Origin of the sequence: Pseudomonas sp. AE27 (assembly GCF_037113495.1) — a bacterium.
Classification (GTDB): Bacteria; Pseudomonadota; Gammaproteobacteria; order Pseudomonadales; family Pseudomonadaceae; genus Aquipseudomonas; species Aquipseudomonas palmensis.
In genome coordinates this window covers 688,120-710,695 of sequence record NZ_CP146966.1, presented here as the reverse complement: position 1 = coordinate 710,695, position 22,576 = coordinate 688,120, and the positions used below count along the sequence as shown (strand labels likewise).

Here is a 22,576-nt window from a genome sequence, read left to right as displayed (position 1 = left end):
CCCCTGCTTGCGATGCTGCGACATATTCGGTCAATCAGCGGCAGGCGGCGATTTATCCATTGACCGAAGACTGGCACACTCGCGTTTCACTTCTTGACCACCGAGCCGTCCATGCAACTGACCACCCCCCTGCTCTTCGCCACCCCCTGCGATGATGAAGAAGACAACATGGCCACCCTGTGCTGCCACAGCGACAAGGGCCAGATGTTCCTCATGACCCGCTACCCGGACGAAGACACGGTGGACATCACCCTGGATGACGAACCGAGCACACTGGACGGCATCAAGGTCACCCTCAGTGCCAGGCGCCTGCTGATCGAAGTGGCACCGGGAGACGCCGACGTGTTCAACGGCGCCGATCATCTGGAAATCACCCTCAGCAGCGACGGCACCGACCTCGCCGAAGTCGAGCAGACCCTGCAGAACATCCTCAAGGGCACCGGCACCTACGTCAGCGAGCTGTAACCCCGTCAAGGAGCCCCCATGCCCCAGCCGATCTTCGACGCCCACTGCCACGTCATCGACCCGCGCTTCGCGCTGGTGCCCAACAACGGCTACCTGCCCGAGGCCTTCACCACCGAAGACTACCTGGCGGTCGTCACGCCGCTGGGCATCTGCGGCGGCGCGGTGGTGTCGGGCTCGTTCCAGGCCTTCGACCAGGGCTACCTGCTGGCCGCCTTGAAACAGCTGGGCCCAGGCTACGTGGGGGTGACCCAGGTGCCGGCCGGCATCAGCGATGCCGAGCTGCTCGCGCTGGATGCCGCCGGCGTGCGTGCGCTGCGCTTCAACCTCAAGCGCGGCGGCTCGGCGCAGGCCGATCAGCTCGAAGCCATGGCCCTGCGCGTGTTCGAACTGGCCGGCTGGCACGTCGAGCTGTACGTCGATTCGCGCGAGCTGGGCGAGCTGACCCCGCTGCTGCGCCGCTTGCCGGCGGTGAGCATCGACCACCTGGGCCTGCGCCGCGAAGGCCTGCCGGCGCTGCTGCAACTGGCCGAGGCAGGTGTGCGCATCAAGGCCTGCGGCTTTGGCCGGGTTGATTTCGACGTAGCCAAAGCACTGCGCGACATCGATGCCGCCAACCCCCACGCCCTGATGTTCGGCAGCGACCTGCCCTCCACCCGCGCACCGCGCCCGTTCGACCCGGCCGATATCCAGCTGATCCGCCACACGCTGGGCAGCGCCAGTGTCGAGCGCGTGCTGTGGGGTAACGCACGGGCGTTCTATCGCCTGCAACCCCAGGCACAATCTTGACAACATGCGGCTGCACGGGCATTGTCTGACAACCTGACCTACTGGCTTTATCCTTCATGCTCGAGCTTCAACGCCCCGACACCCTGGTGGAACGCGTCGTCAGCGCCATCCGCACCGAGATCGACTCGGGGCGCCTGGCTGCCGAAGCACGCCTGCCCACCGAGCAGCAACTGGCCGAACAGCTGAATGTCAGCCGCTCGGTGGTGCGCGAGGCGATCTCCCAGCTCAAGGCCGATGGCGTACTGATCGCCCGGCGCGGGCTGGGCTCGTACATTTCGCAGAATCCGACCGGCACGGTGTTCCGCTTCCCCAGCAACAACGGGCGCAGTGCCGACCTGGTGCAGATGTTCGAAGTGCGCCTGTGGATCGAAACCCAGGCCGCTTCGATTGCCGCCCAGCGCCGCGACCAGGCAGACCTGGCGCGCATGGCCAAGGCCCTGCAGGAGATGATCGACAAGCGCAGCCAGTTCGACGTGGCCGCGGCTGCCGACGTGGAGTTTCACCGCGCAATTGCCGAAGCCAGCAAGAACGACTACTTCGTCGCCTTCCATGACTTTCTGCGCGGCCAGCTGGCTGCCGCGCGCAAGACCGCGTGGGAGAACTCGGCGGCGCATTCGGTAGGCGGCTCGGCCGACGCCAATCGCGAACACCAGGCGCTGTACCAGGCGATTGCCGACGGTGACCGCCAGCGCGCCGCGGCCTGCGCCGAAGCGCACCTGCGGGCCTCGGCCAAGCGCCTGAAGCTGGACCTGCCAGCCATGGAATGAACATCACGTGACGGGCGCTGCGGGTCAGCGCCCTTTTCTTCGCACTACTTAGTCTGACAACCTGATAACCAGATAAGAATACCAAGGTGACCCCTGCATGATTTACGACTACTGCATCATCGGCGGCGGCATCGTCGGCCTCGCCACCGCCATGGCGCTGCTCAAGCGCCAGCCTGGCGCCTCGCTGGTCATCCTGGAGAAGGAAACCACACTGGCCCGGCACCAGACCGGCCATAACAGCGGGGTCATCCACGCCGGCATCTACTACGCACCCGGCAGCCTCAAGGCCGACCTGTGCAAGCGCGGCGCCCAGGCCACCAAGGACTTCTGCGACACCCACGCCATCAAGTACGAGGTGTGCGGCAAGCTGCTGGTGGCGTCCAACCCGCTCGAGGTGCAACGCATGCAGGCGCTGTACGAGCGCTCGCAACAGAACGGGCTGAAGGTCGAGCGCCTGGATGCCGCCGAACTGCGCCGTCGTGAGCCGAACATCGTCGGCCTGGGCGGGCTGTTCCTCGATGCCACCGGCATCGTCGACTACAGGCAGGTGTGCCAGGCCATGGCCAAGGTCATCCAGGCCGCCGGCGGCGAGATCTGCCTGGACACCCGCGTGGCGGCGATCGCCGAAAGCGGCGACAGCGTCACCATCAGCAGCGAAGACCGCGTATGGCGCGCCAGGCAGCTGGTCGCCTGCGCCGGCCTGCAGTCGGACCGCCTGGCGGCGCTGGCCGGGGTCAGGATCGACCACCAGATCATCCCGTTTCGCGGCGAATACTTCCGCCTGCCAGCCACCAAGAACCAGATCGTCAATCACCTGATCTACCCGATCCCCGACCCGGAGCTGCCGTTTCTGGGCGTGCACCTCACTCGCATGATCGACGGCAGCGTCACTGTCGGGCCGAATGCGGTGCTGGGCCTGGGCCGCGAGAACTACGGCAAGTTCTCGATCAACTGGCGCGACGTGGCGCAGTACGCCCGCTTCCCCGGCTTCTGGAAAACCCTGTGGAACAACCTCGGTTCGGGCACCACCGAGATGAAGAACTCCCTGTTCAAGCGCGGCTACCTGGAACAGTGCCGCAAATACTGCCCTTCGCTCGAGGTCGACGACCTGCTGCCCTACGAGGCGGGCATCCGCGCCCAGGCAGTGATGCGTGACGGCACCCTGGTGCACGACTTCCTGTTCGCCGAGACCCCGCGCATGGTCCACGTGTGCAACGCACCGTCGCCGGCAGCCACCTCGGCCATCCCGATCGGCGAAATGATCGCCGACCGCCTGCTCACACCACGCTGATCCGCATTGCTGCACGGGCGCCCGCCGCCCGCTTGAAAATAACTACAAAGACCAACAAGGAATCTCTCGATGTCGGTACATGAAGCGGTCACCACCGCAACCGAAACCCCGGAACAGAACAGGAAGCGCCTGCGCAAGGTCGCGGCGGCCACCATCTTCGGCTCGATGCTGGAGTGGTACGACTTCTACCTGTACGCCACCATGGCGGCCATCGTGTTCTCGAAGATCTTCTTCGACGCCAGCAACCCTCAGGTTGCCTCGCTGCTGGCCTTCTCCACCTTTGCCATCGGCTTTATCGCGCGCCCGTTCGGCGGCGTGCTGTTCGGCTACCTGGGCGACCGTTTCGGGCGCAAGCAGGTACTGGTGGTGACCTTCTGCATGATGGGCCTGTGCACCACCCTGATCGGCCTGATCCCCAGCTACGCCAGCATTGGCATCTGGGCGCCGATCATCCTGGTGCTGGTGCGCATCATCCAGGGCCTGGGCGCGGGCGCCGAGCTGTCCGCCGCGGCCGTGACCAGCTACGAACATGCCAGCGAAGGCAAGCGCGGCAGTCAGGGTGCCTGGCCTGCGCTGGGGCTCAACCTGGGCCTGCTGCTGTCGTCGCTGACCGTGTACCTGCTGACCATGAACGGCAACGACTTCCTGCTCTCGGGCGGCTGGCGCATCCCGTTCATCTGCAGCATCGTGCTGGTGGGCGTGGGCTTCTGGGTACGCCGCAGCATTCCGGAAACCCCGCAGTTCGCCGAACTCGAGCAGGCGCCGAAAAAAGCCAAGGTGTCGCCGCTCAAGGCGCTGTTCAAGAACGACCTCAAGGGCCTGGCCGTGGTGTTCTTCGTGGCCATCGGCTACAACGCCCTGAGCTATATCTTCAAGACCTTCTCGCTGGCCTACCTGACCCAGTTCAAGGGTGTGGAGGCCCACGTGACCTCGCTGTCGGTGACCATTGCCAGCCTGGTGGCGATCGTGGCGGTGCCATGCTTCGGCTGGTTGTGCGACAAATGGAGCAGCAAGGCCGTGCTGATCATGGGCGGTCTGTTCTCGGTACTGTTCGCGTACCCGTTCATGGCCCTGCTCAACACCGCCGAGCCGCTGATGATCTACATCGCCATCGCCATTGGTACCGGCCTGCTGGCGCCGATGATGTTCGCCCCGCAGGGTTCGTTCCTCAGCCGCCAGTTCCCCACGGCCACGCGCTCTTCGGGCTTTGGCACCGGGCGCGAGATCGGCACCGCGGTGGCCGGTGGCCTGGCGCCACTGGGCGGCCTGGCACTGGTGGCCAGCTCGCCGACCCATTCGACCGACGGCGTGGTGGCGATCCTGGCGATTGCCGCGGTGTTCGTGGTGGTGTTCGCCCTGTGTGACCAGGGGCGCAAGCACTCCAGCTTCAAGAACTGACTCGCTCTTCGCCGACAAGGCCGGTTCCTACAGCGGTTACGCATTGCCTGTAGGAGCCGGCCTTGCCGGCGAGGAGGCCCACCGCACAAATTTGCGACCCACCATTAGTCGCCACACCCCCGGATGGATTAAAGTATCAGCCCCTGCCCGGGCGTTGTTGCCCTCCCCCCGGGCGCACGCCCAGGAACCGTCCCGATGGAACATCGTGAAGCGCTCATCGCGCTGCGCACCTTTCTCTCCACCCAGATTCTTGGCCAGGAAAAACTGGTCGAGCGCCTGCTCATCGTGCTGCTCGCCGATGGTCATATGCTGGTGGAGGGTGCGCCGGGCCTGGCCAAGACCAAGGCCATCAAGGAACTCGCCGAAGGCGTCGAGGCGCAGTTCCACCGCATCCAGTTCACCCCCGACCTGCTGCCCGCCGACATCACCGGCACCGAAATCTATCGCCCTGAAACCGGCAGCTTCGTGTTCCAGCAGGGTCCGATCTTCCACAACCTGGTGCTGGCCGACGAAATCAACCGCGCCCCGGCCAAGGTCCAGTCGGCCCTGCTCGAGGCCATGGCCGAGCGCCAGGTCAGCGTGGGGCGCAGCACCTACGAGCTGTCGCCCCTGTTCCTGGTGATGGCCACGCAGAACCCCATCGAGCAGGAAGGCACCTACCCGCTGCCCGAAGCCCAGCTCGACCGTTTCCTGATGCACGTGAAAATCGGCTTTCCCGATGCCGCCGTGGAGCGGCGCATCCTGCAGCAGGCGCGCGGCGAGGCGCTCAACGGCGAAACCAAGCCCGAACGCCGGGTCAGCCAGCAGGCGATCTTCGCCGCACGCAAGGAGATCCTCGGCCTGTACATGGCCGACGCAGTGGAGGAGTACCTGGTGCAACTGGTGATGGCCACCCGCACCGGTGCCAAGTACGACGCCGAACTCGGCGACTGGATCGCCTACGGCGCCAGCCCGCGCGGCTCCATTGCCCTGGACCGCTGCGCACGCGCCCACGCCTGGTTGGCCGGACGCGACTTCGTCAGCCCCGAAGACATCCAGGCGGTGCTGTTCGACGTGCTGCGCCACCGCATCATTCTTTCGTTCGAGGCCGAAGCGGCCGGTATCGACCAGGACCGGGTGATCCAGCGCATCCTCGACGTCGTCGCCGTGGCCTGAAGCCATGCCTCTTTCAGCGCAGGCCGAGCCCGGCATCCGCATCGGCCTTTCCGAGCTGATCGAGATGCGTCATCGCGTGCGCGAGGTGCAGCTGTTCTCCGCCCCTGGGCAACGCAGCCCGCTGGTGGGCCTGCATCACTCGCGCCTGCGCGGGCGCGGCGTGGACTTCGACCAGGTGCGCGTGTACCAGGCCGGCGACGATGTGCGCAACATCGACTGGCGAGTCACCGCCCGCACCCAGGAACCCCACACCAAGCTGTTCCACGAAGAGCGCGAGCGGCCCATTTTCATCCTGGTCGAACAGAGCCGGCGCCTGTTCTTCGGCTCCGGGCTGATGTTCAAGTCGGTACTTGCCGCCCAGGCCGCCGCCCTGATCGGCTGGGCCGCGCTGGGCCACAACGACCGCATCGGCGGCCTGGTGTTCGGCGACAACGAGCACTATGAAATCAAGCCACGGCGCAGCAAGCAGAGCCTGCTGCAACTGCTCAACCGCCTGGCGCGGGTCAACCAGTCGCTGCACACCGAGGCCCAGCCCCAGGGCGACAACCTCAACATCGCCCTGCGCCGCGCCCGCGAAGTGCTGCGCCCGGGCAGCCTGGCCATCGTGATCTGCGACGAACGCGCGCTCACCCCCGGGGTGGAGCAACAGATGAGCCTGCTGGCGCGCCACTGCGACCTGCTGCTGCTGCCGGTATCCGACCCACTCGACCACGCCCTGCCCGCCGCCGGCTTGTTGCGCTTTGCCCAGCGCGGCGCACAGCTGGAGCTCGATACCCTGGATGCCAACCTGCGCAAGAGCTATCGCCAGCAGAGCGAGGCACGCATCGAACGCTGGGAACTGCTGGCCCAGAAACTGCGCGTGGTGCTGATGCCCTTGAGCACCCAGAGCGAAATGATCGAGCAACTGCGCGAATACCTCGACCCGCAACGCTCGGGTAAAAGCCGATGAACCCACTGGACGCACTGCAACCGCTGATCGCCCCCGCCCCCATCGGCGCGTGGCCGCCCGCGCCGGGCTGGTGGGTGCTGCTGGCATTGCTGCCCGTGCTCGCCTGGGGCCTGTGGCGGCTGCGTCACTGGCGCCCGCGCAAGGCCCCGCTGCCACGCGCCGAACAACCGCTGGAACCGATCCGCATCGCCGCCCTGGCAGAGCTGGCGGCGCTGCCCAAGCCCTACGACGGCGCACCGGCCGGTGCCTGGCTGCAGCAGATCAACGCCCTGCTCAAACGCCTGTGCCGCAACCACTACCCCGACAGCCACAGTCACACCCTCAACGGGCGCAAGTGGTTGGCGTTTCTCGACAACCGCTGCCCGGCCGCCGGCCTGACCCGCTGGATGGTACTGGTGGAAGGCGCCTACAAGCCCGAGTGCCGGCTTGACGACAAGGCCATCGCCGGGCTCAACCAGGCGGTCGACACCTGGATTCGCAAACATGTTTGAACTGGCCTGGCCGTGGGTCTTCGCGCTGTTGCCGCTGCCGTGGCTGGCCCGTCTGCTGCTGCCGGCCGCCGACAGCGGCGAACCGGTGCTCAAGGTGAGCTTTCTGGACGAACTCGAAGGCCTGGCCGGGCGCCGCGCGCGGCTCAACCTGCCGACCTGGCGCCAGCAGGCGCCGTTCGTGCTGGTGTGGCTGCTGTTGCTGTGCGCCGCCGCACGCCCGCAATGGCTGGGCGAGCCGCTGCCGGTGGCCGCCAGTGGGCGCGACCTGCTGGTGGCGGTGGACGTGTCCGGCTCGATGGACTTCCCCGACATGCGCTGGGACGACGAGGACGTCAGCCGCCTGACCCTGGTCAAGCAACTGATGGGCGACTTTCTGCAAGCGCGTGAAGGCGACCGCGTGGGGCTCATCCTGTTCGGCAGCCAGGCCTACCTGCAGGCCCCGCTGACGTTCGACCGACGCACCGTGCGCAGCTTTCTCGACGAGGCGCAGATCGGTATCGCCGGCAAGAACACCGCCATTGGCGATGCCATCGGCCTGGCGGTCAAGCGCCTGCGCATGCGCCCTGCGCAAAGCCGCGTGCTGATTCTGCTGACCGATGGCGCCAACAACGGCGGGCAGATCCATCCGCTGACCGCCGCGCGCCTGGCCGCCCAGGAAAGCATCAGGATCTACACCATCGGCATCGGCGCCGACCCGGACGAAACCGGCACCGCCGGCATGCTCGGGCTCAACCCGAGCCTGGACCTGGACGAAGCCTCGCTCAGGGAGATCGCCGAGGTCACCCACGGCGCCTACTTCCGCGCCCGCGACGGCAACGAACTCAACGCCATCGGCCAGACCCTCGACCGCCTCGAGCCGGTAGCCCAGCAACCGACCCAGGCGCGTACCGCGCATGCCCTGTACAGCTGGCCGCTGGCCCTGGCGCTGGGCCTGAGCGTACTGCTGGTGGTGCGCGATCGCTGGCCCGACAACCTGCTGCAACGCCTGCTGCGCCGGCCGCACTTTCTGCAGCCGCACCCCGAATGGCGCGAGCGCCTCAAGCGCCTGCGCCTGCGGAGGCGTCGATGATCGAGCTCTGGCCCCAATGGTTGCGCCCGGCCTGGCTGTTGCTGCTGCCGCTGCTCGGCTGGCTGCTGTGGAAGCTGTGGCACCGACAAAAGCGCGCCGGACGCTGGCAGATGATCCTGCCCGCGGCGTTCCATGCCGTGCTGCTGGGCGGCGGCAATGGCCGCGACAGCAAGCTGCCGTGGATCGCCCTGGGCCTGGCCTGGCTGCTGGCCGTGCTGGCCCTGGTCGGCCCCAGCTGGGAGCGCCTGGAAGAGACCCGCCAGCGCGCCGCCGACCCGCTGGTGGTCATGCTCGAACTGACCCCGCAGATGCTCGCCGACGACACCCCGCCCAACCGCCTGCAGCAGGCCAGACGCAAGCTGCTCGACCTGCTCGAACACCGCCGCGACAGCCAGACCGCGATCATCGTGTATGCCGGCAGCGCACACACCCTGGTGCCGCTGTCCGACGACCTGGCCACCAGCCGCAACCTGCTCGACGCCCTGGACCCCGCCATCATGCCGCAACCTGGTCAGCGCGCCGACCTGGCGGTACGCAAGGCGCTGGCACTGCTGGCCCAGGGCGCGCTGGGCCAGGGGCGCCTGCTGCTGATCGGCTCCTCGCTCAGCCCGCAGGAACGTCAGGGCATCACCCAGGCACTGGGGCGTCATGGTCCCAAGCTGCTGATGCTGGGCGTGGGCACCCCCGAAGGCGCGCCGGTCAGGCAGACCAACGGCGAATACCTCAAGGACGCGGACGGGGCAATCCTGGTTCCGCGCCTGGACAGCGCCGAGCTCAAGGCCTTCATCAACAGTACCGGCGGGCGTTACCGCAAGGCGCGCATCGACGACCTCGACCTGCGCGGCCTGGGCCTGTTCGACAATCCCCAGGCGCTGCGCGCCGACGGCCAGACCCTGCAACTGGACAGCTGGGCCGACCAGGGCTACTGGCTGCTGATCCCGCTACTGCTGCTGGCCGCGTGCGCTGGCCGGCGTGGCTGGCTGTTCTGCCTGCCGCTGCTGCTCGGCCTGCTGCCGCAACCGAGCCATGCCTTCACCTTCAACGACCTGTGGCTGCGTCCTGACCAGCAGGGCCAGCGCCTGCTCGAACAGCAGCGTCCGGCCGAGGCCGCCCGCCACTTCGAAGACCCGCAATGGAAAGGCATGGCGCTGTACCAGGCTGGCGACTATGCTGGCGCCGCCCGTGAATTCGCACGGGCCAGCAGCGCCAGCGCCCATTACAATCGCGGCAATGCCCTGGCCCGCAGCGGCGAACTGGAGGCGGCCGTGGATGCCTGGGAGCAGGCCCTGGAGCTGGAGCCCGAGCTGGAAGCGGCCCAGGCCAACAAGGACCTGGTCGAGCAGCTGCTGCGCCGCCAGCCCGAACAGCCCCAGCAACCGCCGGCCACCGAAGACCCGCCTCAGGGCCGGCCCGACCTGCCGACCGATTCGGCCAGCAACGGCCAGCAATCGAACAGCAGCGACAGCAGCCAGGGCGATGCCAAGGCCGGCGCCGGCGAAGACACCGCCACCGCGCCAGAGCACGCGCACAACGCCAGCGAGCCGCCGGACGAAGACACCACCCGGCCACCGCAGCGCCCCGTCGACAGCACCCTGGATGCCGAGCAGCGCCAGGCCCTGGAACAATGGCTGCGCCAGATCCCGGACAACCCGTCCGAGCTGTTGCGCCGCAAGTTCTGGTACGAACAGCAACTGCATCAGGAAAGCCCCAAATGATCCGCGTCTGCGCCCTGGTTTTCAGCTTCTTGTTCGCCCTGCAGGTGCAGGCGGCGACGCTGCTCGCCAGCGTCGACCGCAGCCGCCTGATCGCGGGCGAAACCCTGGAGCTGACCCTGGAAATCGAAGACGTGACCCAGTTCGGCAAGCCCGACCTGACCCCGCTGCAGGCCGACTTCGAAGTGCGCGACACGCGCCAGGTCAACAGCCTCAAGAGCCTCGACGGCCAGACCCAGGCCAATACCCGCTGGATCATCACCCTGCGCCCGCGCCAGAGCGGCACGGTCCAGGTGCCGGTGCTGCACCTGGGCGAGGCGCAGAGCCAGCCGGTGACGTTGCAGGTACTGCCGGCCGAGGCGGCCAGCGACATCAGCCAGGCGCCGGTGAGCATCGATGCCAGCCTGGACGCAGACAGCGTGTACGTGCAGGCCCAGGCCGTACTGACCCTGCGCATCTACCACTCGGTGTCGCTTTACGATGACAGCAGCCTCAGCCCGCTGGTGATCGCCAATGCCCGGGTCGAACCGCTGGGCGAGTCGCGCACCTATGAAAAACTGATCAACGGCGTGCGCTTTGGCGTGATCGAGATGCGCTACGCGATCTTCCCCCAGCAAAGCGGCGCACTGAGCATACCCGCCCTGACCTTCAGCGCCACCAGCGCCGACGAGCCGGCCCAGGGCGACAGCGGCGCGGCACGTGGCAAGCAGGTACGGGTCAGTTCCACGCCGCTGCCCTTGCAGGTGCTGCCGATACCGGCCGAGTACCCCGCCGACCAGCCGTGGCTGCCGGCACGCAGCCTGAGCCTTGAGGAACGCTGGAGCCCGGACCCGGCGCAGACCCCGACCCAGATCGGCGACTCGCTGACGCGCAGCGTGATCCTCAGCGCCGACGGGCTGTCCAGTGCGCAACTGCCACCGCTGCCCGCCACCGAAGTCAACGGCCTGCGCCGTTACCCGGATCAGCCGCAACTGCGTGAAGAGGTCAGCGAACGCGGGCTGGTAGGCCTGCGCGAGGAACGCGAGGCGCTGGTGCCGACCCACAGTGGCGCACTGGAACTGCCGAGCCTCGAGGTGGTGTGGTGGAACACCCGCGAACAGCACGTGGAGCGCACCAGCCTGCCGGCGCGCGGGTTGAAGATCGAAGACAACCCCGCCCTCACGGCAGACACCCCGGCCAGCGTCGTCAACCTCGAGAACCGGCCGCTATGGCCGTGGCAACTGAGCACGCTGCTGCTGGCCCTGACCACCCTGCTCGGCTTCGCCCTGTGGTGGCGCGCACGCTCGCAGCCGGCGGTAATGCGTGCGGCGCAGAGCGGGCCGAGCCCGCGCACCCTGCTCGACGACCTCAAGCGTGCCTGTCAGGCCAACGACCCGCAGGCCACCCGCCAGGCGCTGGATGCCTGGGCCCGCCAGCAGCCCGAGACCCTGGCCGAGATGGCGGCGCGCTTCGTGCCGCTGTCGGATGCGCTGGACGGGCTCAATGGCGCGCTCTACAGCGAGAGCGGGCAATACTGGCAGGGCGATGAACTGTGGCGGGCGATCGGCACCATTCCCGCAGCCGAGCAGGCGCAGCCAAGCGCCGCCGAGAACGGCAGCCTGCCGCCGCTCTATCCCAAATAACGCGGCGCCTGCGCAAGGGTTATCACAGCCCCCAAAACCTGCCACCCGCGTTACCATAGCCGGCTACCGGCTCGACCTTCACGGGACTTCCAATGCGTCTGTTTCACACCTCCGACTGGCACCTGGGGCAAACCCTGCATGGCCAGGAGCGCGACTTCGAACATGCCTGCTTTCTCGACTGGCTGCTCGGCCAGCTCAAGCTGCGCCAGCCTGACGCGCTGCTGATTGCCGGCGACATCTTCGACACCGTCAACCCGCCGGTCAAAGCCCAGGAGCGCCTCTACGACTTCATCGTCCAGGCCCACGAACAGCAGCCCAGGCTGAACATCGTGATGATCGCCGGCAACCACGACTCCGGCTCGCGCATCGAATTGCCCGCACCGCTGATGCGCCGTCTCAGGACCTACGCCCTGGGTCGCGTGCACTGGCTCGACGACGGCCAACTCGACAGCGAGCGCCTGCTGGTGCCGCTGACCAACGCCAAGGGCAAGGTGACCGCCTGGTGCCTGGCCCTGCCCTTCCTGCGCCCGGCCGAAGTCACCGGCGCGCACCTGGGTGACGACTACCTGCGCGGCATCGGCCAGGTGCACGAATGGCTGATCGAGGCCGCCCTCAAGCAACGCAAGCCTGGCCAGGCGCTGATCGCTGTGAGCCACGCACACATGGCCGGCGGCTCGGTATCGGAAGACTCCGAGCGCAGCCTGATCATCGGCAACGCCGAGGCCCTGCCCGCCAGCCTGTTCGGCAGCCAGATCAGCTACGTCGCCCTGGGCCACCTGCACAAGCCGCAGAAGGTCAACCGCGAAGACCGCATCCGCTACAGCGGCTCGCCGATTCCGCTGTCGTTCTCCGAAATCGGCTATCAGCACCAGATCCTCGAAGTCGAACTCGACGGCGCCACCCTGACCAGTGTCGAACCGCGCCTGATACCGCGTGCCGTGCCCCTGCAACGCCTGGGCCCGGCGCCGCTGGTGGAGATTCTCGAACAACTCGGGCAACTGCCCCAGGTCGACCTGCTCGACGACCCGCAGCGCCAGCCCTGGCTGGAGGTGCGGGTGCGCCTGGACGAACCGCAGCCCGACCTGCGCCAGCAGCTCGAAGCCTGCCTGCAAGGCAAGGCCGTGCGCCTGGTACGCATCGCCGCCGAATACGCCGGCACCGGCGCCAGCGACGGCGAGGACGACACCCGCCTGATCGAGCTGGGCCAGCTCAGCCCCCACGACCTGTTCAGCCGTGCCTGGGAACAGGCCTACGGCACCAGCGTCGACGAACAGACTTTGGCCGACTTCGCCCTGCTGTTGCAGGACGTGCAGCAGGAGGAGGAACAGCCATGAAGATTCTTGCCATTCGCCTGAAGAACCTCGCCTCCCTGGCCGGCCCGTTCGAGATCGACTTCACCTGCGAGCCGCTGGCCAGCGCCGGCCTGTTCGCCATCACCGGGCCGACCGGGGCCGGCAAGAGCACCCTGCTCGACGCCTTGTGCCTGGCGCTGTTCGGCGCGGTGCCGCGGCTGAACAACATCGGCCGCGAGACCAAGCTGCCCGAGGTCGACAGCGAAATACTCACCAGCGACCCGCGCACTCTTCTGCGCCGCGGCACGGGCAGCGGCTTTGCCGAAGTCGACTTCGTCGGCATCGACGGGCGCCATTACCGCGCCCGCTGGGAAGCCAACCGCGCCCGTGACAAACCCACCGGCAAGTTGCAGGGCAGCCGCCAGAGCCTGCACGACCTGGACAGCAACCAGTTGCTGAGCAACCAGAGCAAGCGCGAATACGAGCAGATGATCGAGGCCCGCCTGGGCCTGAACTTCGAACAGTTCACCCGCGCCGTGATGCTGGCGCAGAGCGAATTCAGCGCGTTCCTCAAGGCCGACGACAAGGAACGCAGCGAACTGCTCGAAAAGCTCACCAACACCGCCATCTACAGCCAGCTGGGCCGGCGCGCCTACAGCAAGAGCAAGGAGGCCGAAGAGACGCACAAGGCGCTTACCGACCAGGCCCAGGGCGTGATGCCGATGGCCGACGAGGCACGCGCCGAGCTCGACCAGCGCCTCGCCGAGGCGCAGCGCCAGCTCAAGGCCGAACAGGCCCGCCTGCGCCTGCTCGAACAGCAGCGCAGCTGGTTCGCCGAACTCAAGCATCTGCAGGACCAGCAGGCCGCCGCCAGCGAGCAGTTGCACAGCGCCCAGCAACAGTGGGCGCAGTTGCAGGGCGAACGCCTGAACCTGAGCCGCCTCGAACAACTCGCCCCGCAGCGCCATCAGTTCGCCCGCCAGCGGGAACTGGCCAGCCAGCTCAGCCCACTGGCAGCGAGCATCCAGCAGCAACGCCAGCAGCAGGCCGAGTTGCAGCAACGCCTGCAGCAGCTTGAACAGGCGCAGCAAGCCGCCGGTGAGCACCTGGCCACAGCCCTGGCCCGGCAGACCGAGTGCGCGCCGCTGCTGCGCCAGGCCTTCGCCGAGCAGCAGACGCTGGCGCGCCTGGAGCAGGAACTTGACCAGCGCAACGTTCAATGTCAGCAGGCCGAACAAGCCAGTCGCCAAGGCCAGCAGCAGATCCAGGCGCTGATCGAGCGTCAGCAGCTCACCCACCAGCGCCTGGCCCAGGTCGACGAGCAGTTGAGCCAGAGCGCTCACCTGGCCAGCATCGGTGATGCCTGGAACGCCTACCGCGCCCAGTTGCAGCAACTGATGCTGGTCGGCAACCGCCTCAGCCAGGGCCGCGAGGAGCTGCCCGGCCTGCAGCAGCGCGCCGATGAGTGCGCACGCCAGTTGCAGGCACACCGTGAAAGCCTGGCCCTGCTCTACCACGAGGCCGGCGCCGAGCCCGAGGCGCTGGCCGAACAGATCGACCTGCTCGGCACCCTGCTGCAGGACAACCGCAAGCAGCAGCGCGCCGTCGAAGAGCTGTCCCGCCTGTGGGCCAGCCAGCAGGAGCTGACGCAACGCGCCCAGGCCCTGCGCGAGCGCCAGCAGGCAGCCCAGCAACAGCGTGAAGGCCTGATCGCCGAAGGCCTGCAGGGCAAGACCGAGCTGACCGCCGCCGAACAGGCCCTGCAGGTCACCCGCCAGGTGCTCGAACGTCAGCGCCTGGCCCGCAGCGCCAGCGTCGAGGAACTGCGCGCGCAGTTGCAGGACGACCAGCCCTGCCCGGTGTGTGGCAGTCAGGAGCACCCCTATCACCAGCCCGAAGCCCTGCTGCAAAGCCTCGGCCGGCACGACCAGACTGAAGAGGCCGGCGCCCTGCAGGCGGTGGAGGCGCTCAAGCTCAAGCTCGACGAACTGCGCAGCACCCTGGGCGGCGTGAATGGCCAGATCAAGGAGTACCTGCACCAGCAGGAACAACTGGCCGTCCAGCAGCAGGCACTGGCTCCTGGCCTGGAGGCGCACGCGCTGTATGCGCAACTCTCGGCACAGGATGTGGGCGAGCGCTCGGCCTGGCTGGAGCATCAGCTACGCCGCCTGAACGACGACATCGCCCGCGACGAGCAACGCCTCGCTACCCTGCTGACCCTGCAGAAAGACGCCGCCCGTGTGCAGCAGCAGGTGCAGGCGAGCGTCGAGGCGAACCAGCAGGCCGCGCAGCACCTGAGCCAGCAACAGCATGCGCTGCAGGCCGACGACGAACACCTGGAGCAGGCGCTGGCCGGCTTCGCCACGCTGCTGCCAGGCGACATTCTCGACGCCTTGCGCCAGGAGCCCGCCGCGACCTTCCTGCAACTGGACCAGCAACTGGCCCAGCGCCTGGAGCTGCTGGACCGGCAAAAGGACGAGCAGCAGGAGCACGCCGAGCGTCAGCAGCAGCTTGAAAAGACCCAGGTGCAGCAACAGGCGCTCGAACTCAGCCATCAGGCCGTGCAGCAGCAGGTCGATGCCCTGCGCACCCAGCAGCAACAGGCCCGCGACGCCCTGACCGCGCTGATTGGCGAGCATGCCGGTGCCGAGCACTGGCAGCAGCACCTGGAACAGCAGGTCGAGGCAGCGCGCAGCGCGCAGGCAACGACCGGCCAGCAGTTGCAGCAGGCCCAGGCCCAGGCCATCGAGCGGGCGGCCGAACTCAAGGCAGACGAACAGCGTCTGGGCGCCCTGGAGCAGGAAAACCAGCAGCTCGACCACGCCATCGGGCAATGGCGCCAGGGTCACCCGGAACTCGACGATGCCGGGCTGGACCAGCTGCTGGCGGTGGACGACGAGCAGGTCAGTCAACTGCGCCAGCGCCTGCAACAGGCAGAAAAGGCCATCGAGCAGGCCGGCGTGCTCGTCGCAGAGCGCGAACAGCGCCTGCAGCAGCATCAGGCCCAGGCCAGCGGCGAGGTACCCGCCGAGCAGCTGGAGCAGGCGCTGAGCGAGCTGCAGCAACACCTGGTGATCAGCGAGCAGCAGTGCGCCGAACTGCGCGCCGAGCAGGCCGACGACCAGCGCCGGCAACTGGCCTACCAGGCCCTGGCCGAGCGCATCGCCCAGGCCTATGCCCAGTGGCAGCGCTGGGCACGCCTGAACGCGCTGATCGGCTCGGCCACCGGCGACGTGTTCCGCAAGATCGCCCAGGGCTACAACCTCGATCTGTTGGTGCACCACGCCAATGCCCAGTTGCGCCAGCTGGCGCGGCGCTACCGGCTCAAGCGTGGCGGCAGCGCGCTGGGGCTGCTGGTACTGGATACCGAGATGGGCGACGAACTGCGTTCGGTGCACTCGCTGTCCGGCGGCGAGACCTTCCTGGTGTCGCTGGCACTGGCGCTGGGCCTGGCCTCGATGGCCTCGAGCACCTTGCGCATCGAGTCGCTGTTCATCGACGAAGGCTTCGGCAGCCTCGACCCGGAGTCGCTGCAACTGGCCATGGACGCGCTGGACGGCCTGCAGGCCCAGGGCCGCAAGGTGGCGGTGATCTCCCACGTGCAGGAAATGCATGAGCGGATCCCGGTGCAGATCCAGGTGCGGCGCCAGGGCAATGGGTTGAGCACGGTGGAGGTCAGCGGATGATCCTGTATTCGTTCCGCCGCTGCCCCTACGCGATGCGTGCGCGCATGGCCTTGCGCTACGCCGGTTGCCCGGTGCAGATCTGCGAAGTGAGCCTGAAGGCCAAGCCGGCCGACATGCTGGCGCTGTCGCCCAAGGGCACGGTGCCGGTGTTGAGCGTGGACGGTGAGGTACTGGAGGAAAGCCTGCAGATCATGCACTGGGCGCTGGCCCGGCATGATCCGCAAAACTGGGCGCTGCGGGACGACCCGAACGCAGCGCAGCAGGCCACGCAACTGATCGAGCGCAATGACACGCTGTTCAAGCAGCAGCTCAATCACTACAAGTATGCCGAGCGTTACCCGGAGCAGTCGCGCGAGACGTATCGTGCGCTGGCCGAGGCGGTACTGCTGGACCTGGAACAGCGCCTCGAGCGGCAGGCCTACCTGGTGGCGGCGCACCCGAGCATCGCGGACGTGGCGCTGATGCCATTCGTTCGCCAGTTTGCCGGGGTCGAGCCTGACTGGTTTGCCACAGCGCCCTACCCGCGCTTGCGCGTGTGGTTGCAGGGGTGGCTGGAGTCGGCGCTGTTCAAGGCGATCATGGCACGCTGACCAGCGAAGGGGCCGGTACTGACGCTACAAGGTCAGCACCGGAAACGATCAGTGCTGGACCTTGTGATCCAGCGCCGCATAGAAATTCGCGCTTTGCTGCAGGTACTTCTGGGTGTAGCTCGGGGTGGAGGATTTTTTCTCGCGGATCTCGACCTGGGCGCCGGCAGGCAGCACCACGGAGGCAGAAATGGCCGAAGCCGCGATAACCGAAAAAAGATTGAAGTTCATGGCAATGCCCTCGAAAGCGTCAGGTTGAAGTGGCCGGTTGGGCCGTGGTTCAAACCTACGCCGCTGCCGGCGCACTGAAAAATTCATTGCGCCAGTAGCGAATATCAAGGCGATTGATAGTTCAGTCGACGAACTTGAGGTCCGAAGGCGATTGCAGTGCCAGCGTCTGCACCACCTCGCCCAGCTGGCCTGTCTGCGCATCGCGCCGGATCACCACGATCTGGTTGCTCTGCTGGTTGCCGACCAGCACGTAGCCCCCGGTCGGGTCCAGGGTGAACTCGCGCGGGTGATCACCCTCCACCGAACGGCGCTGCACCTGGCGCAGGCTGCCATCCTGACGGTCGATGGCGAACACGATCAGTTCGTTGCGGGTGCCGCGGTTGCTCACGTACACGAAGCGCCCGTCGGCGGACACATGCACCGCGCTGGCCGCCTTGGCCGCGGCATCGGCCTGTTCGGTCAACGGCAGGATCTGGCGCTGGCTCAGCGTGCCGTCGTGGTAGTCGAACACCACCAGCTGTGCACTCATCTCCAGGGTCAGGTAGGCATGCTTGCCGTTTGGACCGAACGCCAGGTGACGCGGCCCGCTGCCCGGCGGCAGGACGACCGGGGTTGCCGCGCCCAGTGGCCGGGTCGGGGTCTGGGGCTGGTAGCGGTAGCCGATCACCTGGTCGGCGCCAAGGTCGCTGGCAAACAGGTATCGCCCGTCCGGGGACGGCACCACCGAATGCACATGCGGCCCGGCCTGGCGCTCGGGGTTCACCCCGCTGGCCACATGGCGCACCTGCTGCACCGACGCCGACAAACGGCCATCGGCAGCGACCGGCAACACGCTGAGGCTGCCGCCCGGCTCAGGCTTGACGCCGTAGTTGGCCACGAACAGATAACGCCCATCCAGGCTCAGGCTCGAGTGGGTCGGTTCGTCACCGTCGCTGGACACCTGGCTCGACAGGCTCAGTTCACCGCTGTCATGCGCCCGGGCAAAGCTGCTGACCTGGCCCTGGCCGTCACCGTTCTCGTTCACCGCGAACACGTTGCGCCGGTCCGGCGACAGCGCCAGCCAGGACGGGTTGCTGCTTCTGAGCACTTGCAGGGGCGTGGGGTCGAGCTGGCCGCGCTGGCTGTCGAAGCGGTAGCGGTAGATCCCGTCATGGGTGCCCACCAGCAGTTCATGGCCGTGGGCGTTGAGCGTCAGCGCCATGGCACTAGCGGTCAGCAGGGACATCAGCTGGCGTTTCATCGTCGTCCTCTTCAGAAGCGCGCAAGGCACTCATGCAGACTAGTTGATGCTCGCCCGTGTCGTCGCTGAGCTGCCAGTGCTCGCCGGCAAGCGTCGCGCTGCCGATCTGCTCGGGGCTGAACTGCCATTTCTTCAACGCACGGCCGTCCATCAATTCGATGCGCAGGCCCGTATCGTCGAAGGTGAAGTCGAATGCGTGCAGGCCATCGATCAACAGCATGTCGCAGGATTCAAGGGCTTGGGCAAGGGTGGTCATGGGGGGTATCCCTGATTAAACACGCATGATACCCCAACCTTAAAAGCATCGCGGGTCAAGCCCGCTCCTACAAGGACCGCGGTAGCCATTGTGGGAGCGGGCTTGACCCGCGATGAAAACGACGCAGTGTGTCAGTGCGCGAAAATCGACTTGCTCTGGGTGCCCGCCATCTTCTCCGGCTTGATCAGGAAGCGTGCCAGCGCCGGCAACAGCCACAGCGCGCCGAACATGTTCCACAGCAGCATGAAGGTCAGCATCAGGCCCATGTCGGCCTGGAACTTGATGGCCGAGAAGATCCAGGTGCACACCCCGATCGCCAGGCACAACCCGGTGAACAGCACCGCCTTGCCGGTGGAGCGCAGCGTCTGGTAGTAGGCCTCCTGCAACGGCAGGCCGGCGCGCAGGAAGCTCTCCAGGCGGCTGTAGATGTAGATCCCGTAGTCCACGCCGATGCCCACGCCCAGCGCCACCACCGGCAAGGTCGCGACCTTGACGCCGATGCCCATGAACGCCATCAGCGCGTTGCCCAGCACCGAGGTCAGCACCAGCGGCAGCACGATGCACAGGGTGGCAGCAAACGAGCGGAAGGTGATCATGCACATCACCGCCACGCACAGGTACACCAGGATCAGGATGGTCAGCTCGGCCGACCGGATCACCTCGTTGGTGGCCGCCTCGATCCCTGCGTTGCCCGCCGCCAGCAGGAACTCCAGGCCCTCCTGGTCATGCTCGGCAGCGAATGCCTTGACCGCATCCACCACGCGGTCGAGGGTCTCGGCCTTGTGGTCGTTGAGGAACACCAGCACCGGCGCCAGCGAGCAGTCGGCGTTGTACAGGCCCTCGGCACGCGACACCGAGGTGTTGAGGATGTCCGGGTTGCGCGACAGGCTCTCCCATTTCAGGTTGCCCTCGTTCATGCCCTTGATCATCTGCTTGGACACGGTCACCAGCGAGATCGCCGACTGCACCCCGGGGGTGTTCTCCATCTTCCACATCAGCTCGTCGACCGGCGCCATGGTCTTGTACACCGAGCAGCCTTCGGTCGGGGTCTTGACCATCACCACCAGCACGTCGGAGCTGGTGGAGTAGTTGTCGATGATGAAGGCGTTGTCCTTGTTGTAGCGCGAATCCGGACGCAGCTCCGGCGCACCCTGGTCGAGGTCGCCGATCTTCAGGTTCTGGCTGTACCACAGGCCGCCACCGAACATCGCCAGCGCCAGCAGCACCGACACCGGCGCCACCTTGGGGCTGGCGAAGCTGGACAGCAGGCGCCAGAACGGATGCTCGCGGGTCGCATCCTTCTTGCTGCGTTCGATGGCCTTCTTGCTGATGCCCACATAGGAGATCGCCACCGGCAGCAGGATCAGGTTGGTGAACACGATCACCGCCACGCCGATCGAGGCACCGATGGCCAGTTCACGGATGACCCCGATGTCGATGATCAGCAAGGTGATGAAGCCCACCGCATCGGCCAGGATGGCGATCATGCCCGGCAGGAACAGCTGGCGGAAGGTACGCCGCGCCGCAGTCAGCGCGTTCTCGGCCTCGCTGGACTGCAAGGCGATGCCGTTGATCTTCTGCACCCCGTGGGAGATGCCGATGGCGAAGATCAGGAACGGCACCAGCATCGAATACGGGTCGAGCCCGAAGCCCACCGCGTGCATCAGCCCCAGTTGCCACACCACCGCCACCAGGGTGGTGATGAGCACGGCAATGGTGCTGCGGATGCACCAGGTGAACCAGTACAGCAGCACCCAGGTGATCACCAGGGCGATGCCGAAGAACATCACCACCATCATCAGGCCGTCGATCAGGTCGCCGACCTTCTTGGCAAAGCCCACGATGTGGATCTTGACGTTGGGGTTCTGCGCCTCGAACTTGTTGCGGATCAGGTCTTCGAGCTGGTGCGAGAACGCCTGGTAGTCGAGCTTGATCTGGCGCCCCGGGTCGTTGGGGTCGGGGTAGGATTCGAGCAGCGGCACATCGACGATGCTCGACTTGAAGTTGTTGGCCACCAGCCGGCCGACCTGACCGGACTTGAGCACGTTGTTGCGCAGTTGCTCCAGGCTGTCGGGCGAACCGTCGTAGGTCTGCGGGATCACCTCGCCACCGGCGAAGCCCTCCTCGGTCACCTCGGTCCAGCGCACGCTGGGGCTCCACAGCGACTTGAGCGCCGAACGATCGACGCCAGGAATGTAGAACACCTCGTCGTGGATCTGGCGCAGGGTCTCCATGTACGCCTTGCTGAAGATGTCACCGTCCTTGGCCTCCACCGAGATCCGCACGGTGTTGCCCAGGTTGGCCAGGTCGTTGCGGTGCTCGATCATGTTCTGGATGAACGGATGCTCCAGCGGAATCATCTTCTCGAAGCTGGTGGACGGGCGAATCAGCATGGCCTGCCAGAACAGGAACAGGCTCACCAGCACACAGATGCCGATCACCGCCGGGCGGTTGTTGAATATCAGGCGCTCGAGCAGGCTCGCCTTGTCCTGGTTGTGCTGCATGTTGAACGACTCCTGACTGCTCATGGTTGCGCCCTCGCGGCGCCGGTGGCGGTAGCCAGGCGTGCCCCGCCCTGGCCGACCAGGATCAGCTGCCCATCGGCCTGACCGCTCACGCCCGAAAGGGCGATACGGTCGGGCCGGTTGAACACGCTGAAGCTCTGGCCGTCATCGGTGCTGCGCAACACGCTGCCGCCGTTGCCCACCAGCACCAGGCTGCCGTCTTCGAGTAGCGTAGCGCTTGCCAGGCCGAATTCGAGCGCACCGCGCTCGCCCTGGAGCGCGATGGCCTGCCAGGTGCTGCCGAAATCGCTGGAACGGTACAGGTTGCCGCGCAGGCCGTAGACCAGCAAGGTATCGGCGCGGGCGGTACCGATCGCTCCGAACAGCGAGCCCTCGTAGGGGCCGTCGAGGTGTTCCCAGGTCTGCCCGGCATCGCGGGAGCGGAACATGCTGCCCTGTTCGCCCACGATGAACAGGCCCGCGTCCTTCACGGCAGCGATGCCGTTGAGGTGGTACTGATCGGGGTTGTCGAGGCGCTCTGCGACGTCCTGCCAGTGCGCGCCGCCGTCGGTGGTTTCGAACAGGCTGCCATAGGCCCCCACGGCCAGCCCGTGCCGGGTGTCCTGGAACCAGACATCCAGCAGCGGGGATTCGCGGGACGGGTCTTCGAACTGTTTGCTCCAGGTGGCGCCGCCGTCGCTGCTGGCGAGGATCTGCGCATCATGGCCCACCGCCCAGCCGTGCTTGGCATCGGCGAAGTACACGGCAGTGAGCAGTTGGCGGCTGGGGACGCGGGCCTGGGTCCAGCTCTGGCCCTGGTCGTCGGAGAAGAGGATATGCCCGCGTTCGCCCACCGCCACCAGGCGCGGCCCGGCCTTGGCGATGTCGATCAGCAGGCTGTGGGAGGCCTTGTTCGAGGTCTGTGAATACACCGTCTGCGGTGTCGGGCCGTCATCGGCAGCCCCGGCGGTTGCGGCGAACAGCCCCAGGCCCAGGCTCAGGCTCAGCAAGACGCTGGCCGTGAATACATTCATAGTCCTCTCCCACATTATTGTTATTCGGTGCTACTGGCGGG

General features: G+C 66.8%; 19 protein-coding genes. 14 read left to right on the top strand and 5 right to left on the bottom strand.

Features of this window, described 5'->3' with window-relative positions; translation table 11 throughout:
• Positions 1–111: 111 nt before the first annotated feature.
• The 14 genes from V9K84_RS03355 (at position 112) to V9K84_RS03290 (ending at position 17,273) form a co-directional block, all read left to right on the top strand.
• Positions 112–465: a hypothetical protein gene (locus tag V9K84_RS03355; protein WP_043864617.1), complete on the top strand. Its 354-nt coding sequence runs from the start codon at positions 112–114 to the stop codon at positions 463–465.
• A gap of 18 nt (positions 466–483) precedes the next feature.
• Entirely contained in the window at positions 484–1,251 is a 768-nt protein-coding gene (locus tag V9K84_RS03350; RefSeq protein WP_088514243.1) for an amidohydrolase family protein, read from the top strand.
• A gap of 56 nt (positions 1,252–1,307) precedes the next feature.
• Positions 1,308–2,018 (top strand): FadR/GntR family transcriptional regulator, encoded by a 711-nt coding sequence (locus V9K84_RS03345; RefSeq protein WP_043864619.1) that lies wholly within the window; start codon positions 1,308–1,310, stop codon positions 2,016–2,018.
• 97 nt (positions 2,019–2,115) lie between these two features.
• Complete coding sequence (gene lhgO, locus V9K84_RS03340; protein ID WP_088514244.1) at positions 2,116–3,309, top strand: L-2-hydroxyglutarate oxidase; 1,194 nt, start codon at positions 2,116–2,118, stop codon at positions 3,307–3,309.
• 69 nt (positions 3,310–3,378) lie between these two features.
• Positions 3,379–4,707: an MFS transporter gene (locus V9K84_RS03335; protein WP_043864621.1), complete on the top strand. Its 1,329-nt coding sequence runs from the start codon at positions 3,379–3,381 to the stop codon at positions 4,705–4,707.
• A 195-nt stretch (positions 4,708–4,902) separates the two neighbouring features.
• On the top strand, positions 4,903–5,862 hold the full coding sequence (locus V9K84_RS03330) for a MoxR family ATPase (RefSeq protein WP_043864622.1): 960 nt from the start codon (positions 4,903–4,905) through the stop codon (positions 5,860–5,862).
• A gap of 4 nt (positions 5,863–5,866) precedes the next feature.
• Entirely contained in the window at positions 5,867–6,811 is a 945-nt protein-coding gene (locus V9K84_RS03325) for a DUF58 domain-containing protein (protein ID WP_054916213.1), read from the top strand.
• Positions 6,808–7,302: a DUF4381 domain-containing protein gene (locus V9K84_RS03320; protein ID WP_043864624.1), complete on the top strand. Its 495-nt coding sequence runs from the start codon at positions 6,808–6,810 to the stop codon at positions 7,300–7,302. Before V9K84_RS03325 ends, V9K84_RS03320 begins: the two co-directional genes overlap by 4 nt.
• Positions 7,295–8,371 (top strand): VWA domain-containing protein, encoded by a 1,077-nt coding sequence (locus V9K84_RS03315; protein ID WP_054916214.1) that lies wholly within the window; start codon positions 7,295–7,297, stop codon positions 8,369–8,371. Before V9K84_RS03320 ends, V9K84_RS03315 begins: the two co-directional genes overlap by 8 nt.
• Positions 8,368–10,086 (top strand): tetratricopeptide repeat protein, encoded by a 1,719-nt coding sequence (locus tag V9K84_RS03310; RefSeq protein ID WP_088514245.1) that lies wholly within the window; start codon positions 8,368–8,370, stop codon positions 10,084–10,086. The genes V9K84_RS03315 and V9K84_RS03310 overlap by 4 nt, the downstream gene beginning before the upstream one ends.
• On the top strand, positions 10,083–11,705 hold the full coding sequence (locus V9K84_RS03305; protein ID WP_088514246.1) for a BatD family protein: 1,623 nt from the start codon (positions 10,083–10,085) through the stop codon (positions 11,703–11,705). The genes V9K84_RS03310 and V9K84_RS03305 overlap by 4 nt, the downstream gene beginning before the upstream one ends.
• 92 nt (positions 11,706–11,797) lie before the next feature.
• A complete protein-coding gene (locus V9K84_RS03300; RefSeq protein WP_078479577.1) occupies positions 11,798–13,039 on the top strand; it encodes an exonuclease SbcCD subunit D C-terminal domain-containing protein in 1,242 nt (413 codons plus the stop codon).
• Positions 13,036–16,683, top strand: coding sequence for an AAA family ATPase (locus V9K84_RS03295; protein WP_088514247.1), 3,648 nt, complete (start codon positions 13,036–13,038; stop codon positions 16,681–16,683). The genes V9K84_RS03300 and V9K84_RS03295 overlap by 4 nt, the downstream gene beginning before the upstream one ends.
• Positions 16,680–17,273 (top strand): glutathione S-transferase, encoded by a 594-nt coding sequence (locus tag V9K84_RS03290; RefSeq protein WP_043864630.1) that lies wholly within the window; start codon positions 16,680–16,682, stop codon positions 17,271–17,273. Before V9K84_RS03295 ends, V9K84_RS03290 begins: the two co-directional genes overlap by 4 nt.
• Before the next feature lie 48 nt (positions 17,274–17,321).
• Here the strand turns inward: V9K84_RS03290 and V9K84_RS03285 are convergent, their stop codons facing one another.
• The 5 genes from V9K84_RS03285 to V9K84_RS03265 form a co-directional block, all read right to left on the bottom strand.
• Positions 17,322–17,501 carry a hypothetical protein gene (locus V9K84_RS03285; RefSeq protein WP_043864631.1) on the bottom strand — a complete coding sequence of 60 codons (180 nt, stop codon included), beginning with the start codon at positions 17,499–17,501 and terminating at the stop codon, positions 17,322–17,324.
• Between the two features lie 121 nt (positions 17,502–17,622).
• Positions 17,623–18,741 (bottom strand): lactonase family protein, encoded by a 1,119-nt coding sequence (locus tag V9K84_RS03280; protein ID WP_088514248.1) that lies wholly within the window; start codon positions 18,739–18,741, stop codon positions 17,623–17,625.
• Positions 18,707–18,997: a DUF5629 family protein gene (locus V9K84_RS03275; protein WP_088514249.1), complete on the bottom strand. Its 291-nt coding sequence runs from the start codon at positions 18,995–18,997 to the stop codon at positions 18,707–18,709. The genes V9K84_RS03280 and V9K84_RS03275 overlap by 35 nt, the downstream gene beginning before the upstream one ends.
• A gap of 131 nt (positions 18,998–19,128) precedes the next feature.
• Positions 19,129–21,525 (bottom strand): RND family transporter, encoded by a 2,397-nt coding sequence (locus tag V9K84_RS03270; RefSeq protein WP_043864634.1) that lies wholly within the window; start codon positions 21,523–21,525, stop codon positions 19,129–19,131.
• A complete protein-coding gene (locus V9K84_RS03265; RefSeq protein WP_256582772.1) occupies positions 21,522–22,535 on the bottom strand; it encodes a YCF48-related protein in 1,014 nt (337 codons plus the stop codon). The genes V9K84_RS03270 and V9K84_RS03265 overlap by 4 nt, the downstream gene beginning before the upstream one ends.
• Positions 22,536–22,576: the final 41 nt, after the last annotated feature.

Excerpts from the sequence above, each read along its gene's own strand:
- V9K84_RS03355 (WP_043864617.1), top strand. The coding sequence starts at position 112 with ATGCAACTGACCACCCCCCTGCTCTTCGCCACCCCCTGCGATGATGAA.
- V9K84_RS03285 (WP_043864631.1), bottom strand. The coding sequence starts at position 17,501 with ATGAACTTCAATCTTTTTTCGGTTATCGCGGCTTCGGCCATTTCTGCC.
- V9K84_RS03305 (WP_088514246.1), top strand. The coding sequence starts at position 10,083 with ATGATCCGCGTCTGCGCCCTGGTTTTCAGCTTCTTGTTCGCCCTGCAG.
- lhgO (WP_088514244.1), top strand. The coding sequence starts at position 2,116 with ATGATTTACGACTACTGCATCATCGGCGGCGGCATCGTCGGCCTCGCC.
- V9K84_RS03345 (WP_043864619.1), top strand. The coding sequence starts at position 1,308 with ATGCTCGAGCTTCAACGCCCCGACACCCTGGTGGAACGCGTCGTCAGC.
- V9K84_RS03265 (WP_256582772.1), bottom strand. The coding sequence starts at position 22,535 with ATGAATGTATTCACGGCCAGCGTCTTGCTGAGCCTGAGCCTGGGCCTG.
- V9K84_RS03275 (WP_088514249.1), bottom strand. The coding sequence starts at position 18,997 with ATGACCACCCTTGCCCAAGCCCTTGAATCCTGCGACATGCTGTTGATC.
- V9K84_RS03290 (WP_043864630.1), top strand. The coding sequence starts at position 16,680 with ATGATCCTGTATTCGTTCCGCCGCTGCCCCTACGCGATGCGTGCGCGC.
- V9K84_RS03310 (WP_088514245.1), top strand. The coding sequence starts at position 8,368 with ATGATCGAGCTCTGGCCCCAATGGTTGCGCCCGGCCTGGCTGTTGCTG.
- V9K84_RS03325 (WP_054916213.1), top strand. The coding sequence starts at position 5,867 with ATGCCTCTTTCAGCGCAGGCCGAGCCCGGCATCCGCATCGGCCTTTCC.
- V9K84_RS03280 (WP_088514248.1), bottom strand. The coding sequence starts at position 18,741 with ATGAAACGCCAGCTGATGTCCCTGCTGACCGCTAGTGCCATGGCGCTG.
- V9K84_RS03335 (WP_043864621.1), top strand. The coding sequence starts at position 3,379 with ATGTCGGTACATGAAGCGGTCACCACCGCAACCGAAACCCCGGAACAG.
- V9K84_RS03300 (WP_078479577.1), top strand. The coding sequence starts at position 11,798 with ATGCGTCTGTTTCACACCTCCGACTGGCACCTGGGGCAAACCCTGCAT.
- V9K84_RS03270 (WP_043864634.1), bottom strand. The coding sequence starts at position 21,525 with ATGAGCAGTCAGGAGTCGTTCAACATGCAGCACAACCAGGACAAGGCG.
- V9K84_RS03315 (WP_054916214.1), top strand. The coding sequence starts at position 7,295 with ATGTTTGAACTGGCCTGGCCGTGGGTCTTCGCGCTGTTGCCGCTGCCG.
- V9K84_RS03295 (WP_088514247.1), top strand. The coding sequence starts at position 13,036 with ATGAAGATTCTTGCCATTCGCCTGAAGAACCTCGCCTCCCTGGCCGGC.
- V9K84_RS03330 (WP_043864622.1), top strand. The coding sequence starts at position 4,903 with ATGGAACATCGTGAAGCGCTCATCGCGCTGCGCACCTTTCTCTCCACC.
- V9K84_RS03350 (WP_088514243.1), top strand. The coding sequence starts at position 484 with ATGCCCCAGCCGATCTTCGACGCCCACTGCCACGTCATCGACCCGCGC.
- V9K84_RS03320 (WP_043864624.1), top strand. The coding sequence starts at position 6,808 with ATGAACCCACTGGACGCACTGCAACCGCTGATCGCCCCCGCCCCCATC.